The following is an 18356-nucleotide window of genomic DNA, read 5'->3' on the forward strand; positions in this document are numbered from 1 at the left end:
TTATATAGTACTTACTTAAGCTATTTAGGTGAGGATGATTTTAAATATCCATTAAAGATGAATATAGATAATAGAGGTTCATTTACTGAGTTTATTAAAAGTAATGATAGAGGCCAAGTGTCTATTAATATATCTAAGCCAGGAATAACAAAGGGAAATCATTGGCATCATACTAAAAATGAAAAGTTTTTAGTGGTTAGTGGAGAAGGTGTAATTAGATTTAGAAAAATTGATAGTGATAAAATAATAGAGTATAAGGTTAGTGGAAAAAATCTAGAAGTTGTTGATATTCCAGTAGGCTATACTCATAACATTATAAATACTGGTGAAACTGATATGGTAACGGTTATGTGGGTAAATGAAATATTTGATCCAGAGAGACCAGACACTATGTACTTGGAGGTATAAAAATGAAAAAATTAAAAGTAATGACCATAGTAGGAACAAGACCTGAAATAATAAGATTATCAGAAGTAATAAAAGCTTGTGATAAATACTTTGACAATGTATTAGTACATACAGGACAAAACTATGATTACACCTTAAATGATATATTCTTTGAAGAGTTAGGGTTAAGAAGGCCAGATCACTTCTTAGGGGTTGTAGGTAATGACTTAGGAGAAACTATGGGAAATATAGTTTCAGCTTCTTATAAAATATTAAAACAAGAAGCACCAGATGCTCTTTTAATATTAGGAGATACAAATAGCTGTTTAAGTGCAATAGCTGCAAAGAGACTTAAAGTACCAATTTTTCATATGGAAGCTGGAAACAGATGTTTTGACCAAAACGTGCCAGAAGAAATCAACAGAAAAATTGTTGACCATATAAGTGATATAAACTTACCATACACAGAGCATAGCAGAAGATATCTTTTAAGTGAGGGTTTCAGAAAGGAACACATTTTTGTTACAGGTTCACCAATGCAGGAAGTGCTAACTAAGAACATGGATAAAATTATGGAATCTGATGTTTTAAGTAAATTAGGACTAGAAAAAGATAACTATATTTTAGTAAGCGCTCATAGAGAAGAAAACATAGATAACGATAAGAATTTATTTTCTCTTGTAGAGGCATTAAACAAAGTAGCAGAAATGTACAATATGCCAATAATATACTCAACTCATCCAAGAAGCTGGAAGAGAATAGAGGAAAAGAACATTAAGTTTAATCCGCTAATAAGACAATTAAAACCTTTTGGATTCTTAGATTACAATAAACTTCAAATGAATTCCTTCTGCGTACTATCTGATAGTGGAACTTTAAGTGAAGAGTCAGCTATGCTTGATTTCCCAGGAATTCTGATCAGAACTAGCACAGAAAGACCAGAGGTTTTAGATAAGGGTTCAGTAATTGTAGGTGGAATAACTACTGAAGACATAGTTCAATCTATACAACTATCAAGAGATATGAAAGCTAATGATGAAGAAGTTCTATTAGCACATGACTATAAGGATACTAACGTATCAGTAAAAGTTGTTAAAATCATACAAAGCTATACAAAGATAATCAATAAAGTTGTATGGAATAAGGAACAATAATATTCAAGTAGTTTAAACTTAGGTAGATTTACATCTTCTCCTAAAAGTGGTTGGACAAAATGAACTTGTTGATTATATAAGAATTTTAATATGCAATAACAAGTGAAAAATCACTAATATAAAGATAATGGAGCTGTAGAAAATCACTACAGCTCCATTTTTTAGTTATTGAAGAAAAGTGATCATAATTAATGTGAGGAAAATTAGAAGTAATAGAAATTTCATAAGCATATTGCAAGTTGGTGTAGAGAGAGTACACTCTCGATTTATGTAAAAATTTCTGGAAAGTAACCAGGTTATTTCAAGTATCATCCTATATTCTTTGAAAATCAGTGGTTTTCTATTGTTTTCTACCTAATATAACAAATTATAACCATAAATAAACCTATTACAACCTTTCAACTTACTATAACTTATGGTAAAATTATTTTGGATTTTCACAAAGCAATTAAATTTTTAACAAAAATATAAAGTGATTTAGAAATCACCTTGCTTATTATTTCTTAATTATCGAAGATTATATTTGAATATCCATTAAAGTTCTATGAACTATGAAAAAATACTATTAATCAATTTAGAGAGATTAAAGGAGTATATTCTAGGAAAAACCATAGTTTTTTACGCTAAAGTGTTTTATAATTAAACAATATTGGACAACATATTATTAGATTTAAATTTCCTATGATTAGGTGTTTACTGGCATGTGAGGGTTTTTAACAACATTATGGAAGCTTCAAGTCTGACAGCTTCTACAAGTGGAGCTACTCAGCCTAGGGAAATCGCCTTGGCGGCAGTGTAAATCTGCGTCCTGAGTTGTTAGACCTAAGCAACTTGCTGCGGCTTTAATTGCTTATACATGTCAGTAAATTTATGAGTAAAATTCTGCTAGAAGTTAAATTTTCACAGAGAAATCATTGAAGCTAATAAACTTGTTGATTATATAAGGTTGTAATTGGTTAAGGAGGCTTGTCTTTTCATGATAAATAAATCAAAGACGTTAATGTTTGTTGTAGTAGATATATTGTCCATAATAGCAGCATATCTGTTGTCCTACTATTTTAGACTTATTGACTACCCGGTTTTACTACAAACCCATTTAGGTATTTTATCCAGAACTATCCCACTAATAATAGTTGTTTATCTCATAAGTTTTTATGTATTTAAAATGTATAGAAGTATATGGGCCATTGCAGGAACAGAGGAGTTTTTGCTGGGAATTATAGGGTGTTATGCAGCTACTATAGCAACTACAGTTATAATATATTTAATTAATAAGCCAGGAAACAGGGTAACTTGGGAAATCAATATGCTAGCAGGTGTATTTATAATGATGTTTACCTTAGGCTTTAGAATTTGCTTTAGAATATATGGAAGATTCCCAAGAACCTTTAATAGGATTGATAAGGAAACCTTCAAAAACGTATTGATAATTGGTGCAGGAAGTGCTGGAGCCATGGTAATAAAGGAAATGAAAACTCATCCTGGGATGAAATATAATCCTGTAGCTTTAATTGATGATAGCAAAGAAAAAAAGGGCACTGTGATTTCAGGTGTTAAGGTTTTAGGAGATAGAGATGACATAAAGAGAGTGGTAGAGGAAAAGCAAATAGATTTAATAGTGCTTGCAATACCAAGTATGTCAAACACAGAAAAGGCGGAAGTTATTAAAACCTGTAGTGAAACTCATGCAAAGGTTAAGACCATACCAGGGGTTTATGAACTTATAGGTGGAAATATTTCCTTGAATCAATTAAGAGATGTAGATGAGAAGGACTTATTAGGAAGAGATCCTATAAAGCTTGACCATAGAGGGATTTCAGAATACCTTACAGGAAAAAGAGTTCTTGTTACAGGGGGAGGAGGTTCTATCGGTTCTGAACTTTGTAGACAAATAGCTAACTTCTCACCTAAGGAATTAATGATTCTTGATATCTATGAAAATAATGCTTATGACTTACAAAATGAACTTATTAGAAATTTTCCGAAGCTAAATTTAAGAGTACTTATAGCTTCTGTAAGAGATAGAAAAAGATTAGAAAGTATTTTTGAAAATTATAAGCCTGAAGTTGTGTTTCATGCAGCTGCACACAAACATGTGCCTCTAATGGAAGGAAACCCAACAGAAGCTATTAAAAACAATGTATTCGGAACTTTAAATGTAGCAGAATGTGCAAACAAGTATAAAGTGAATAAATTTGTACTTATTTCCACAGATAAGGCTGTAAACCCAACAAATATCATGGGTGCAACAAAGAGAATTTGTGAAATGATCATACAAGCTATGGATAAGATAAGTGAAACAGAATACGTAGCAGTAAGGTTTGGTAATGTATTAGGAAGTAATGGTTCAGTAATTCCACTATTCAAAAAGCAAATTGCAGAAGGCGGTCCAGTAACTGTAACTCATAAAAATATCACTAGATATTTCATGTTGATTCCAGAAGCTGCACAACTAGTGATTCAAGCTGGGGCTTATGCAAAGGGTGGAGAAATATTTGTATTAGATATGGGTAAGCCAGTAAAAATTTATGATCTTGCTTGTGATTTAATTAAATTATCAGGATTCACTCCAAACAAGGATATGAACATTGAAATTACAGGATTAAGGCCAGGTGAAAAGCTTTATGAGGAGCTTTTAATGGCAGAAGAAGGTCTAGAAAAGACAGGCCATGATAAAATATTTGTTGGTCAACCTACATTTAGTGATATAAATGACTTAAGAATAAGATTTAACGAGTTAGATGAAATTATTAAAGAAGAAAATGATGCTGCTATCATGGATAAAGTTGAGGAAATTGTGCCAACTTATAATAGAAGCACCAATGAAAAGGTGGCTGTTACCACAATTAGTTGCGATGAGGAAAAATAATTATTTGAGGTGAAAGAATATGTTTAAAGATAAAGTTTTATTAATTACTGGTGGAACTGGTTCCTTTGGTAATACAGTATTAAAGAGATTCCTTGATACAGATATCAAAGAAATAAGAATTTTCAGTAGAGATGAAAAGAAACAAGATGATATGAGAAATACTCTTAAAAATGATAAAGTAAAATACTATATTGGAGATATAAGAGATTACAATAGTATCAGTTATGCAATGAAGGGTGTAGATTATGTTTTCCATGCTGCAGCTTTAAAGCAAGTACCTTCTTGCGAGTTTTATCCTATGGAAGCTGTGAGAACAAATATTACAGGTTCAGAAAATGTATTTAATGCAGCGCTAGCAAATGGAGTAAAAAAAGTAATACTATTGAGTACAGATAAAGCAGTTTACCCAGTTAATGCAATGGGAATGTCAAAGGCAATGGCTGAAAAAATTATGATTTCTAAGTCAAGAGTGGCAGATGAAGGCGAAACTGTATTTTGTGCAACAAGATATGGAAATGTAATGGCATCAAGGGGTTCTGTAATTCCACTATTTGTAGATCAACTTAAAGCAGGAAATGCGCTAACTCTTACAGATCCAAACATGACAAGATTCTTAATGTCTCTTGAAGAGTCTGTAGACTTAGTACTACATGCTTTTGAACATGGAAAACAAGGAGATATCTTCGTGCAGAAGGCTCCAGCATCTACTGTTGAGCAAATAGCTGTTGCAATAAAAGAATTGTTTAAATCAGATATAGACTTCAAAGTTATAGGTACAAGACATGGAGAGAAGAAATATGAAACTCTTCTTTCAAAGGAAGAAATGGTAAAAGCAGAGGATATGGGAAAATATTACAGAGTCCCTGCAGATACTAGAGATCTTAATTATGCTAAGTATTTCACAGAAGGAAATGAAGAAATCCAATACTTAGATGAATATAATTCTGATAACACACACCGTGTAACCATAGAAGAACTAAAAGAAATGTTCTTAAGCTTACCTTATGTAAGAAAAGAATTGGCTAGCTACAACAATAGAAGCAAAGCTTTAGATGAAGCTGCTAATGAATTGGTATAATTAAGTATCTTAAATAAAATAAAAAACATAAAGATGTTAGATCTATTTTAGTGAAGATGCCTTGAGATAATCATAAAAACTTAAAGTTTGGAAAATAATTATAGCTTGTGGGATATATGTCCACAAGCTATAATAGTTTTAGGTCAGTAAGACGGCTAAAGAAAAATAACAAGCATAAAAAGGATTAATGAACTTATTCATTATTTAATGAGGAGAAGTGATTAGGAAATGGATACTGCAAATAATGACTTAAAAGCATTGCAACAAATAATGATTAATATCATGGTAGAAATAGATAGAATATGTAGAGAAAATAACATAAAGTATTGGTTAGATTCAGGAACCTTATTAGGCTGTATAAGACATGATGGATTTATTCCTTGGGATGATGATTTAGATATCTGTATGCCTAGAGAAGATTATGATAAGTTTATTGCAATTGCTAAAAGTGAACTATCTAAAGACTTGTTCCTTCAGAGCTTTGAAAGTGACAAACACAGTCAAAACACTTGGGTAAAAGTAAGAGATAGAAACAGCATATTAGTATCAAATAAATATGAAAAAGGTCACACAGGAGTGTTTATTGATATATTTCCTATGGATTTTTATGAAGTAGGTGGAAAAAAAGAAAGATATAAGAAGCTTATAAACAACCTATTTGTTAGCTACTGGCTAAAAAAAGCACCTTTTACTAAGCCTTTTTCTAAAAATTTAGCAAAGAATATGTACAAGCTATTTTGTAAAATCATATTTTCTATATTATTTTTTGTGGATTATAGCACCTTAATAAAGCTTTCTTCAAAGTTAGAGAAGAGAATTAATGGAAAAGAAGAAAAGAAAGATTATATGGGATATGGAGTAGAAGTTCCTTTTTATATAAAACATAAAGAAGACACTGTTTTCCCTTTGCAACAGCGAAAATTCGAAGGAATAAATTTTTATATCCCGAAGGATTATCACAGTTATTTACAAACCTTATATGGTAGCTATATGGAGTTACCACCAGAAGATAAAAGAACCCCTTCTCACGCCATAGTTTTAAAAACTAATCTTACAGAACAAGAGTATAAGGAATTAAATGAAAATTACCTTTAAGGTTATTTTGAAAGGATAAATTGCCATCCCTTCTGTGTTTAAATAAGTTTGAGATTTAATCAAATTTAAGGCGGGAGTTTTCGTAAGAAAAGTAGATTTTAACTCAAAGTGATTTTGTTAGGAGTTAAAGCTTCTGAGAGAAATAGTTGAAGAAGATGAACTAGTTCATTATTTAATAAGTAAAGTGCTATACATTTTATAGGTAATATGTATAGCACTTGTATTTTTATAGCAATATTTAAGATGATAAACTAGGCTTTAATTAAAAAAATATAAGAAAAGGTACTATTTCCAACATAAAACTTGTTGAATATATTGATTTAAGGTATTATGTTGTTATAAACTAAAGTGTAAAACTAAATGTACTTTTTCATTATTTAAGGTATTTAAATTCTTTTATGATACAAAATATTGTTAAGTACATATTTGTTACTTTGAGGAGTGATTTTTTTGAAGATATTGATGATAGGACCCTTTCCAGATCCAATAACAGGTCAAACCATAGCAAACCAAATGATACTCACTGGGCTAATGGAAAAAGGTCACCATGTAGATTTCATAGATAGTGATACCGAAAAAAAAGTTAATAATTTATCCGGCCAGGGTAAGTTTAATATAAAGAAGATATTAAAAAGCTTAGTGCCCATAGGTAAGGGGGTTAAAAACATCATATTCAACAAATATGATGTGGTGTACATAACACCAGCTCAAAGCTATATCGGGTTTTTGAAATATGTGCCATTTATAAATGTAGCTAAGATGATGAATACAGCTTGTTACATTCATTTTCATGGTGGATTTGTAAGAAAGATGTATGATGAATTAACTAAGGAAAAACAACAGCAAATTCAAGGCCATTTTAACAAATGTGATGGAGTAATTGTGTTAGGAGAATCCCTAAGAAAAATGTTCCATGGTATAGTTCCAGATCATAAGGTTTTTGTTTGTGAAAATGGAGTCCAACCTGAATTCATAATTAAAGAAGACGAATTAGAAGTAAAAGTAAAAAAGCTAAACACTGAAAATACTATGAATATAATATATCTTAGTAACCTAATGGAAACAAAGGGTATTCTTCATCTTCTTAAGGCTTGTATAAAGTTAAAAGAAGAAAAAGTAAATTTCCATCTACATGTGGCTGGAATGATTGAGTCAGGTATTGAAAAACAAGTAAAAGAATGTTTCGAGAAACTTGGTGAAAATATAACTTATCATGGTGTAGTTAGTGGTGATAAAAAGAGAAAGATGCTATTAAATGCACATATTTTTGCACTTCCTACTTATTATCCAAATGAAGGACAGCCAATTTCAATTTTAGAAGCCATGACTATGGGTGGAGCTATAGTTACCACATATCAGGGTGGAATAGGAGATATATTTAAAGATAAGGTTAATGGAAGAGTTTGTGAAGCACAAAATGTAGATAGCATTAAAGATGCTTTATTGCAGTGTAACAATAATTTAGAACAGTACATTAGAAACAACTATAGCAGTGCTATAGAAAAATACAGCTCTGAAAACTTTGTTTCAAGATTATATAATATTGTATCAGATAAAAAATAATAAATTGGAAGATCTATTAAGTTATAATTTGTAATAATGCTTTCCAATCTTCTTTAGATAGGGAGTGATTGGCTAAAAAATAAACTTTTATGGAAGTTTTATTCACCTTCGGAAGTGGTGGAGCAAAATGGATTTGCTCATTATTTAATGAACTTTGTAGGTTATAGAATATGTTATTTTTAGCTAGTGAGATCAACTTAATAATTTATTTAAGAGGAGAATAGAATGTTCTATATACTAATATTAATTGCGTTGTGCTTTTTATCGTACCTGGAGCTTAAGGGTAAAACCTTCCGCTTTTTATCTTTTAACTACTTATTTGTATTTTTATTATTAGTAGCATCTCATAGATATGGTCAAGGAGGAGACTACTTTGCCTATGGGTACATATATTATAGAGTACCACCATTAGCTCAGTTTTCAACCATAAAGGCTTTAGATATCCATGGAGAGCAAGGATTTTTACTGTTGTGTTCCATTTTTAGAACTCTTCACCTAAGTTATGAAATTTTTATAATGTTTTTAGCTGTGGTAACTATGGGTCTAATATATAGATTCATTAAAAGATATTCAAAAATGCCAATAGCTTCACTAACAGTTTTTTATGTACTATATTATTTAATTTACGTATTCAATGGACTTAGACAAGGGTTAGCTCTTGCAATATTTTTAGGAATAGGGCTTACACTGTTTAAAGAAAAGAAATACTTGAAATTTATACTTGTAACCCTGTTTGGAGCTACAATGCATATTTCCATATTAATAACTTTAATATTAATACCAATTGAAAAATTAAAAATATCCTATAAAGTTTATGCAGCAATGATTATAGGAGCCATAGTGTTAATGCTTTTAAATGTAGATATGATGGTAATAAACTTATTGCCAACCTTTTTACAACAGAAGATTTTAACCTACTGGGGATTGCTTGATATACCTATATTGGCCTTTGGTAATAGGTTTGTATTCCTTGCACTTATTTTATACTTCGCCTCAAAAGTAGAAGAAGATGAGAATACAAAATTCCTGAAGAAAATATATATAATTGGATTCATATTATATATATTAACAATGAAGAGTTCTTTAATGTCCGCAAGATTGTCAGTTTATATGAAGGCTTTAGAAGTGATATTAATACCAAATATCATATTCCTTTTAAGACAAGCTAATTTTAAATGGAAAACCCTTCAGCTTTGGGGAATAACAATGGTATTAATGTTTGGATTACTATATAAAAACCTAGCAGGTTTCCTTGAGGAAGGAGACTATTATGGGGATATTACAGTAACTCAATATCCATACATGACAGTTCTTGATTTAAATACATCACGTATTTGGAAATATAGAGAGAGACCATACTTCCTCTATAAACTAAAAGGTGTTACTTCAAAAGCTATGGGTGAAATGCCATAAAATATAAGAGCTAAGGAAATGCTGATAGGTTTCCTTAGTTTTTTTAATGTGTAGAAAATTCAACTTTTTTATTAAGAAGTCACTGAAAGGCCCTGGGGTAACTGGACTTCAGGGTGAGTGTAAAAATTACGATTTTGTACAAGTTATATTTAAGGACGTACATAAGCACGTTTTTGCTATGTAAAATTGGTAGTAGCTTTACATAGGACATAATTTCAAGTGTGTTCATGTAATTGGGTTACTCCTGGTGTTTTCACATAGTATAAGTATCCTATTCTTTTAAAATTAAAGAATTTACTTTATAATAGAAGAAGTGCTTGTTAGATGTATTTCAAAGACGGAGGGGTAAAATTGGAAGTCAATCATAAGGTGTTACAGATATTTAACTATTTACATAGTATCAAAACTATTAATGATAAAAAAGTAAGAAACATAAGTGATTATGAAGAAGTGTTTTTCCAAAATGAATTATGTACCTTAGAAGGGATAACCCTTATAAATAGTGAAGATAATGATAATTGGATTGAAATAACAAAGGAATCCAAGGACGTTTATAATAAATTTTCAAAGCTGTTTTTAAATCTAGAGAAAAACAGTGAGAACTTAGAAGTAATTTATGGACATGGACTATTTGTGGGTAAGTTAAGTGATACAACAGTAGTTCATCCAATATTAACTACAAAGATGGATTTAACCTTTAATGAGAAAAAGTCCATTTTCACTTTAAAGCCTTATAACAATGTAACTAATGTGGAGCTAGATATGCTATCAGAGCTACAAGGAGAAATAAAAGCACAAGGGATAGAAAGTGATAAATCCTCGCAATCCATAAATTCCTTTGATTTTTCATTGGAAAACCTTTTAAATACTGCTTCAAGAATAAAGTCCCTAGGAGTTAACCCTAGAGATGAAGAAGAAGTTGAAAGAGCTATTGTGGAGATTACTTCAGCGCTTAAGTTAAATGCTAATATTAATTACGATGTGGTACAATCTCTCCTTGATTTAGAAGGAGAAGGTGGAATTAATATATATAATGAGCCTGTGATTATTTTTAGAAAGGTAGACACTAGGCTTTGGAATATGGAATTAACCTCTATGATAGAAGAAATAAAAAAGGGTTTTAAGATACCTAAAACCATAGAAGCGTTAATTACAGACCAAACTCTTTCTCTTTCAGAAGAAGAAAGAGAGTCTTGGAGAGAAATAGGGGAAGAATTACTATTTCCACTACCTTATAATGAGGAACAAAAAGAAATAACAAAAAGGCTTAGTGAAAACTTTGGGGTAGTAGTACAAGGACCTCCAGGTACAGGAAAAAGTCATACTATAGTTAACTTAATAAGCCATCTTCTTGCTCATGGAAAAAGAGTTCTTGTTACCAGTCAAACAGATAGAGCATTAAAGGTATTAAATAATAAAATACCACAGGAGATAAAATCTCTATGTATGAGTATCCTTGGAGATGACTCAAAGGCTATGGAAGACTTAGATGAAGGAGTAAGAAAAATCACAGAAAATCTATCCTTGGATACAGGAGAGCTTAAAAAGGAATATAAACTTTTGAAATATAAGCTAAGACAGTGTGAGGAAAGTCAACAAAAGTTATTAAATAACTTAAAAGAGGTTTATACTTTAGAAAATTCTATAGTTAATTACCTCGGAAATAATTATTATGTGGCAGATATGGCTAAGTTTTTGAAAGAAAACTGTAATACTCTTTCTTATATTGAGGATGAAATAACTTTAGATATGAAAGAGTTTTTAAGTAATGAAGAGTTTGATACTTTGATATCATTACATTCTGTTCATTCTAAGGAGCTTATAGAACTATACTATAAAGCTAAAGAGAATATAGATAAGCTTCCGGAGTTAAGTGAGTTAATACTAAATATAGAAGGTTATAAAACCTTATTACAAAGTATATATGTCCATAGGGGAAATGTCAGTGATTGGTATGATAAAGAAAATACGAGCTATACAAATTCTAATCTAATTAATACTATAGAAACTGCCAATGAGGTTTTAAAAAAATATGAAGATACAGTGATGGAAGGAATTTTAGATAGTATTTATGAAAATGGATCAAAGAAGAATTTCTGGAATGAATTCATTATAAATATAAAAAGAGACTTAGAGAAAATTTATAATCTAAGGGCTACTATAAACAAATATAAAATTGTACTTCCTGAAAATGTGGATATTATAAAACTCAAAAAAGATTTTGAGGTAATCCACAGTATATTAGTTTCTAAGGGTAAAATTGGACCTATGTTTAAGATCTTTCATAAGGACTTAAATTATATACTTCAACAAGTTTTTATTGATGGCGAGAACATAACTTCCCTAGATCAAAGCAATGTTTTAAAGGATTATTTGGAACTGATAAAACTAGAAAAAGGAATCAGAAACTATTATAATGCTTCTGTAAAAGAGTGTGGTGGACATTTAATAACTTCAGTGGAGTCAAACTACTTAACTATAATTGATGGATTCACTAAGGATATTGAAAATATACTTAACTTTGAAGAGGATTATAAAAATAAAATATTAAATCTTCTTAAGGTGAAGAAGTTTAATCGTGAGCTTAACTTTTACAAAAGGAAAACCTATGAATACTTAAAAAGTGTCATGGTGAGCTTAAATACTATAAGAGAATTTGAAGGTTATGAAAATACCTTAGAAGAAATAAAGAAGAATCTTAACAAATACCCTGAGTTTAAAGAACTATGTGAAAAGATTAGTGAGTTAAATTTAGATTATATAAAGAAATATTATGGGAATATAGCTTATATTTCTAAGCATAGCGAATCTCTAGAGGAGCTCCAGCAGTTAAGAAGTAGATTAAAGGAAACCTGTCCTAAGCTTACTATGTCCTTGGAAAGCTTTAGGGGCGGAAACTTAAAGGAGCAATATAAAGATTTTCAAGGAGCAGTTAAGTATGCAGCTTTTAATAGCCATATAAAAACCCTATTAAATATAGATGTAAAAACCATAGAAAAGTCCCTATATGAGGAAACCATAAGAGAAAATCAACTTGTAAGGGAAATTGTTGCAAAGAAAGCTTGGTATAATCAAATTCAAAGAACTACAGAAGCACAAAAAAGAAGCTTATTCACTTGGATGGAAGCTATAAAGAGGATTGGTAAGGGCACAGGCTCTCAAGCTGTTAAGTATAGAAAAATTGCTCAAAGTGAAATGGAAAATTGTAAGGATGTAATTCCAGTATGGATCATGCCTATTAATAGGGTTATTGAAAACTTAAAGCTTAATGAAAACTTATTTGATGTAGTAATTGTAGATGAGAGCAGCCAAAGTGATGTATCAGCTCTAAGTGTACTAATGAGAGCTGAAAGGGCGGTAATAGTTGGAGATGAAAAGCAAATTAGCCCAGAGGCTATTGGTAAAAATGCTGAAAAGGTAGAAGAACTTATAGATCTTCATCTTAAGGATATTCCACATAAACAATGGTTTGATTTAAAAACTAGTTTATACAACACGGCGCTAAGAGTATTTCCAAATAGGTTGGTGCTTAAGGAACACTTTAGGTCCCTAGAAGATATCATAGGTTTTAGTAATAATCTATGTTATTCGAAGGAGATAATTCCACTAAGATGTTCTCTAAATGAAAATGCTTTAGCTCCTATAAAAACAGTAAAAATAGAAGAAGGCTTTAGGGATGGAAATAAACCAATAAACATCAAGGAAGCCTATGAGATTGTAGAAACCATAAAGAAATGTTGTGAAGACCCAGCTTATGAAGGGATGAACATGGGAGTAATATCTCTTCTTGGAGAACCACAAGCGGAACTTATAGAAAATATGCTTATAGAAAAAATAGGAATAGAAGAAATGGTGAAAAGAAATCTTGTATGCGGAGATGCTTACTCCTTCCAAGGGGATGAAAGAGACATCATATTCCTCACCATGGTGGTAGGAAACAATGTAAAGTTCGCAGCCCTTTCAAAGGACTCTGATACAAGAAGATTTAACGTAGCTGCTAGCCGTGCTAAAAATCAAATGTGGCTATTCCACTCTGTAGATCCAGAAGAATTAAGCCCTAAATGTGTAAGAAGAGAACTGCTATGTTACATGGAAAACTACACTGTAAATAAAGAAATTGAAAGTGAAGCAGCAGTAACCTTATTGCTTTCTTCCTTTGAGGAAGATCTTCAAGAAGAGTTTACAAAACAGGGGATAGCCCTGACTCCTCATTTTAAAATAGGTAAATACACTATAGACTTCATAGTTAATGGAGAGAAGAAGCTTGCTTTAAAATGCATAGGAAAGAACAATCACCTGCCTTATAGCTATGAAGAAGAGTACGCAGCTCAGCACACCTTAGAAAGAGCAGGATGGAAGTTCTTAAAGGTTAGAAGTAGCGAGTTCTATCTAAACAAAGAAGCGGTAATTGCACCTCTGAGGTAGTTCTAATATTTGCCTGAAAAATCTTCGTTTTGCAAGGTTAAACTCCCATCTATAGCAGGTGGGAGTTTCCTTTTCTTAATTTTATATCTCTGAGGTGCACCCAATATTTTACATTGAGTGGACGTATTTTAATCATGGATTTTGATAATAATATAATAAGATGAATGAAGAATAAGATAAAAAGAAAAATCAGTGGTACAATTATATAAAATCATGAAAATATAATCATGGAACAAATATAGATTAGAAGGAGCAACAGTTATGAACAATACATTAAGATTAGTTTGGAAAAGTGAAAGTGGTGACAACTTTAATGTAGGAGAACTTTCTTTTAGAAATAGTAAATATTACTTTGAATATAACGAAGGTGAAGTAAAAAAAGCTAAGGAAGTTGGATTTACACCATTAGATAGCTTTCCAAAGACTAGCTCAAGATATTTTAGAGAAGAGCTATTTACAACTTTCCAACGTTGGATTGGAGAAAAAAATCATAAAGAAGAAAATGATAAGCAAGAGAATTCTTTAGAAGCGTTAAAGAATATAGTTAATGATAATTACCACTTCTCAGAGGTGGCAGAAGTTTCTTAAATAGGACTTAATGACATTTTGGAAGGATAGGTTTCCCGGCCTCTTTAGGTGGGAGTCCTCGGCGGTAAGCAAAACTTTGGTGAGAGTCAAATCTCTTTCCAAAGTCTTAAACAAAATGAACTTGATTATTATTTAAAGAAACTTTTGGAATACTAAAACTTAAATAAATGTTAGACTATTGTTTTTTTAAAAAAGCAGTAGTCTTTTTATAATATTAGGTAAGTTTCAACCGTGTTTTTCAGGATAATTGTTTAATAATTTTCAGGATAAGGATTTACCTGTGTATGGTGATGGTATGAACATAAGAGATAGGTTATATGTAGAAAATCATTCATTATAAGTTTAATATGAAGACACTTTGATGCAAAGAAAATCTTAGCACACCATTAAGGCTCTATTAGGAGGAGCTGAATAAAAGTAGCTTGGTAATTATTTATGTAACTTAAGGAACTTTGAGAAGAATTAGCTATTTTGTTAACATTGTGAAGTAATATGTAATCATAATAAGTTTATGCTATAAAAATATAGGTTAAGTGGTATAATTAGGATGTGACTATAATCTCAGGGTGTAAAATAATATATAAATATAAATAAAATATAAAATAAATAGATAAAATCCGTAAATAATAGGAGGGTAAAAATGAAAGGTATAATACTTGCTGGGGGATCGGGTACTAGACTCTACCCAATAACTAAATCTGTATCAAAACAAATACTACCTATTTATGATAAGCCAATGATCTATTATCCCTTATCTGTACTAATGCTTGCAGGTATTAGGGAGATTTTAGTTATATCCACTGAAAGAGATATTAATGATTTTAAGGAACTTTTAGAAGATGGAAGTGAACTTGGATTAAACATTCAGTATGCAATTCAAGCAGCACCTAATGGTCTTGCAGAAGCCTTTATTATTGGAGAAGAATTCATTGGAGATGATAAAGTAGCTCTTGTGCTTGGAGACAATATATTCTATGGATATGGATTCTCAGAAAGATTACAAAAGGCGGTAAACAGGGATGAAGCCACTATATTTGGTTATCATGTAAGTAATCCTAAGGAATTTGGTGTTGTAGAATTTGATAAAAATAATAATGTTTTAAGCATAGAAGAAAAGCCAGAAAATCCAAAGTCTAACTATGCAGTGCCAGGATTATATTTCTACAACAATGAAGTTGTGGAAATAGCTAAGAATGTTAAACCTTCACATAGAGGAGAACTTGAAATTACCTCTGTTAATAATGAATATCTAAAAAGAGGAAAATTAAAGGTGGAGCTTTTAGGAAGAGGCATGGCTTGGTTAGATACAGGAACCCATAGAGGGTTACTAGAAGCCTCAAACTTTGTGGAAGTAGTTCAAACGAGACAGGGACAGTATATTGCTTGCCTAGAGGAGATTGCCTTTAGAAAAGGATACATAGATAAAAATCAATTATTAAAATTAGCAGAGCCTCTAACTAAAACAGAGTATGGAAAGTACTTAATACATATTGCTAATAATGATGAGATTAACGGAAAGTAAAATCCGTTGAGTAGAAGTTTTAAGATGAAAGATTAATATATAAGTTGCAATAGTATTTTTGTATTATAAGAGTATCTTAAAATAACTTATACAAAGGATAATGCATGATAGAATTAGTTATTTATGTAGCTTCTTTATTGCATTCTATATAGAGAAAATAGAGGAACACAATAATTAAGAAAGTTATTGTGGACACATGCAAAATAAAAATCGTATATTGTTTAGATTAACTTATTATTTAATATAAAGGAGAACACATCCATGAAAACTTATTTAGTTACAGGGGGAGCTGGATTTATAGGCTCTAATTTCGTAATATATATGCTAAATAAATACAAAGACATAAAAATTATAAACCTAGATAAATTAACCTATGCAGGTAATTTAGAAAATCTGAAGACTATAGAAAATAACCCAAACTACATATTTGTGCAAGGCGATATTTGTGATAATGAATTAGTGGAAGATATATTTAAAAATCACGAAGTTGATTATCTTGTGAACTTTGCAGCAGAATCTCATGTAGATAGAAGTATAAAAGAGCCAGAAATCTTTGCTAAAACTAATGTTTTAGGTACAGTAAATCTTTTAAATGCAGCAAAGAAGGCTTGGGAAACAAAGGATGGTTGGAAAGAAGGTAAAAAATATCTTCAAGTTTCCACTGATGAAGTATATGGTTCTTTAGGAGATACAGGATATTTCATGGAATCAACTCCTCTTGACCCACACAGTCCTTACTCCTCAAGTAAAGCTGGAGCAGACCTAATGGTTAAGGCTTATGGAGATACTTATAAAATGCCGATAAATATTACTAGATGTTCAAACAACTATGGTCCATATCAATTTCCAGAAAAGTTAATTCCCCTACTAATTAACAATTGTCTACAACATAAGGATCTACCTGTGTATGGAGATGGTATGAACATAAGAGATTGGTTATATGTAGAAGACCACTGTAAAGCTATAGACATGGTATTAAACCAAGGAAAACTAGGAGAAGTTTATAACGTAGGTGGACACAATGAAAGAACTAACATACAAATCGTTAAAACTGTTATAGAATATCTAAATGAAAATGTAGATAAAGAAGTAACAGAAACTCTTATAAAGTATGTAGAAGATAGAAAAGGTCATGATAGAAGATATGGTATAGATCCAACAAAGATAAAGGAAGACTTAGGATGGTATCCAGAAACTGCCTTTGAAGTTGGTATAGTAAAAACTATACAATGGTACTTAGATAATAAAGAGTGGATGAGCCGCATAACTTCTGGAGAATATCAAAAGTATTATAACTCCATGTATAATTAGAAAATCTTAACTAGAAACCTTCATCCTTTCAGATGGAGGTTTTTTCATGAAATTTTAATCCCTCGGAGGTGCATCCATAATATGGGGGAACCTCCGAAGTAATATTTAATTAATATTTTATGAAAACAAGCTATTTTTGTTGAAATAATAGTTAATCATATATAATATAAAGTAGGGTTAGTTTAAAATTTGTAACTATTATATAGAATGCAATAAGATTTTAACCTATAACAAGATGAAATTATTCGTAAGTCATTAATAGGGTATATAAAAATCGTGTAAAAAAGGAAAGAGGTGAGTTTTAGTGAGGATTTAATATTTACAAGATAATCTCTCGCTAAAAATAATTATGGGAAATTTTAATTTCATTGAAACAGATATAAAAGACCTTTACATAATTGAACCAAAAGTATTTGGAGACAACAGGGGCTTCTTCATGGAGACCTATAATTATAACAGCTTTAAAGAAGCTGGATTATCTATGGAATTTGTACAAGATAATCATTCAAAGTCTAAAAAAGGCGTATTAAGAGGAATGCATTTTCAAAGTAAGCACTCCCAAGGAAAGCTTGTGAGAGTAAGTAAGGGTGAAGTTTACGACGTAGCAGTAGATTTAAGAAAGAATTCTGAAACCTATGGAAAGTGGGTTGGGGTTTATTTAAGTGAAGAAAATAGAAAAATGTTTTATGTGCCAGAAGGCTTTGCTCATGGCTTTTTAGTTACTTCCGAGGAAGCTGAGTTTATCTATAAATGTACGGATTTCTACCATCCTGAGTTTGAAGGAAGCTTATTATGGAATGATCCGGAAGTTGGGATTCAGTGGCCAATAGAGGATATTCAAGAGGTACTATTATCGGATAAGGACAAGAAGGGTTTACCACTTAAGGAGTTAAAATTAGAGTTTTAGCTTAACCATTAAAACCAACTTTTATCAAAACTCTTGGGCTTATT

At 31.0% G+C, this 18356-nt stretch carries 11 protein-coding genes and 1 pseudogene; all 12 read left to right on the forward strand.

Annotated elements, in window-relative coordinates; genetic code table 11:
* Window positions 1-408, forward strand: a pseudogene (locus RR409_RS14490) (capsular polysaccharide biosynthesis protein CapF); the annotation flags it as partial.
* 2 nt (window positions 409-410) lie between these two features.
* A complete protein-coding gene (gene wecB / locus RR409_RS14495; RefSeq protein ID WP_332558484.1) occupies window positions 411-1541 on the forward strand; it encodes a UDP-N-acetylglucosamine 2-epimerase (non-hydrolyzing) in 1131 nt (376 codons plus the stop codon).
* A gap of 976 nt (window positions 1542-2517) precedes the next feature.
* Window positions 2518-4410, forward strand: coding sequence for a nucleoside-diphosphate sugar epimerase/dehydratase (locus RR409_RS14500; RefSeq protein ID WP_332558485.1), 1893 nt, complete (start codon window positions 2518-2520; stop codon window positions 4408-4410).
* Between the two features lie 19 nt (window positions 4411-4429).
* Window positions 4430-5488, forward strand: a complete 1059-nt coding sequence (locus RR409_RS14505) for a polysaccharide biosynthesis protein (RefSeq protein WP_332558486.1) — start codon at window positions 4430-4432, stop codon at window positions 5486-5488.
* Between the two features lie 228 nt (window positions 5489-5716).
* On the forward strand, window positions 5717-6583 hold the full coding sequence (locus RR409_RS14510) for a LicD family protein (protein ID WP_332558487.1): 867 nt from the start codon (window positions 5717-5719) through the stop codon (window positions 6581-6583).
* 450 nt (window positions 6584-7033) lie between these two features.
* The gene (locus tag RR409_RS14515) at window positions 7034-8146 is read left to right on the forward strand and encodes a glycosyltransferase family 4 protein (RefSeq protein ID WP_332558488.1); all 1113 of its coding nucleotides are present in this window, start codon (window positions 7034-7036) and stop codon (window positions 8144-8146) included.
* Between the two features lie 225 nt (window positions 8147-8371).
* Window positions 8372-9559: an EpsG family protein gene (locus RR409_RS14520; protein WP_332558489.1), complete on the forward strand. Its 1188-nt coding sequence runs from the start codon at window positions 8372-8374 to the stop codon at window positions 9557-9559.
* Between the two features lie 351 nt (window positions 9560-9910).
* A complete protein-coding gene (locus RR409_RS14525) occupies window positions 9911-13984 on the forward strand; it encodes an AAA domain-containing protein (protein WP_332558490.1) in 4074 nt (1357 codons plus the stop codon).
* A gap of 261 nt (window positions 13985-14245) precedes the next feature.
* A complete protein-coding gene (locus RR409_RS14530; RefSeq protein ID WP_332558491.1) occupies window positions 14246-14572 on the forward strand; it encodes a hypothetical protein in 327 nt (108 codons plus the stop codon).
* Between the two features lie 640 nt (window positions 14573-15212).
* Window positions 15213-16094 (forward strand): glucose-1-phosphate thymidylyltransferase RfbA, encoded by an 882-nt coding sequence (gene rfbA / locus RR409_RS14535; protein ID WP_332558492.1) that lies wholly within the window; start codon window positions 15213-15215, stop codon window positions 16092-16094.
* Window positions 16095-16355: 261 nt separating this feature from the next.
* Entirely contained in the window at window positions 16356-17405 is a 1050-nt protein-coding gene (rfbB, locus tag RR409_RS14540) for a dTDP-glucose 4,6-dehydratase (protein WP_332558493.1), read from the forward strand.
* 349 nt (window positions 17406-17754) lie between these two features.
* Complete coding sequence (rfbC, locus tag RR409_RS14545) at window positions 17755-18312, forward strand: dTDP-4-dehydrorhamnose 3,5-epimerase (protein ID WP_332558494.1); 558 nt, start codon at window positions 17755-17757, stop codon at window positions 18310-18312.
* Window positions 18313-18356 lie beyond the last annotated feature (44 nt).

The organism is Clostridium sp. (assembly GCF_036642255.1).
Lineage (GTDB): Bacteria > Bacillota > Clostridia > Clostridiales > Clostridiaceae > Clostridium_J.

Excerpts from the sequence above, each read along its gene's own strand:
- RR409_RS14505 (WP_332558486.1), top strand. The coding sequence starts at position 4,430 with ATGTTTAAAGATAAAGTTTTATTAATTACTGGTGGAACTGGTTCCTTT.
- rfbB (WP_332558493.1), top strand. The coding sequence starts at position 16,356 with ATGAAAACTTATTTAGTTACAGGGGGAGCTGGATTTATAGGCTCTAAT.
- rfbA (WP_332558492.1), top strand. The coding sequence starts at position 15,213 with ATGAAAGGTATAATACTTGCTGGGGGATCGGGTACTAGACTCTACCCA.
- RR409_RS14500 (WP_332558485.1), top strand. The coding sequence starts at position 2,518 with ATGATAAATAAATCAAAGACGTTAATGTTTGTTGTAGTAGATATATTG.
- RR409_RS14510 (WP_332558487.1), top strand. The coding sequence starts at position 5,717 with ATGGATACTGCAAATAATGACTTAAAAGCATTGCAACAAATAATGATT.
- rfbC (WP_332558494.1), top strand. The coding sequence starts at position 17,755 with ATGGGAAATTTTAATTTCATTGAAACAGATATAAAAGACCTTTACATA.
- RR409_RS14530 (WP_332558491.1), top strand. The coding sequence starts at position 14,246 with ATGAACAATACATTAAGATTAGTTTGGAAAAGTGAAAGTGGTGACAAC.
- RR409_RS14520 (WP_332558489.1), top strand. The coding sequence starts at position 8,372 with ATGTTCTATATACTAATATTAATTGCGTTGTGCTTTTTATCGTACCTG.
- wecB (WP_332558484.1), top strand. The coding sequence starts at position 411 with ATGAAAAAATTAAAAGTAATGACCATAGTAGGAACAAGACCTGAAATA.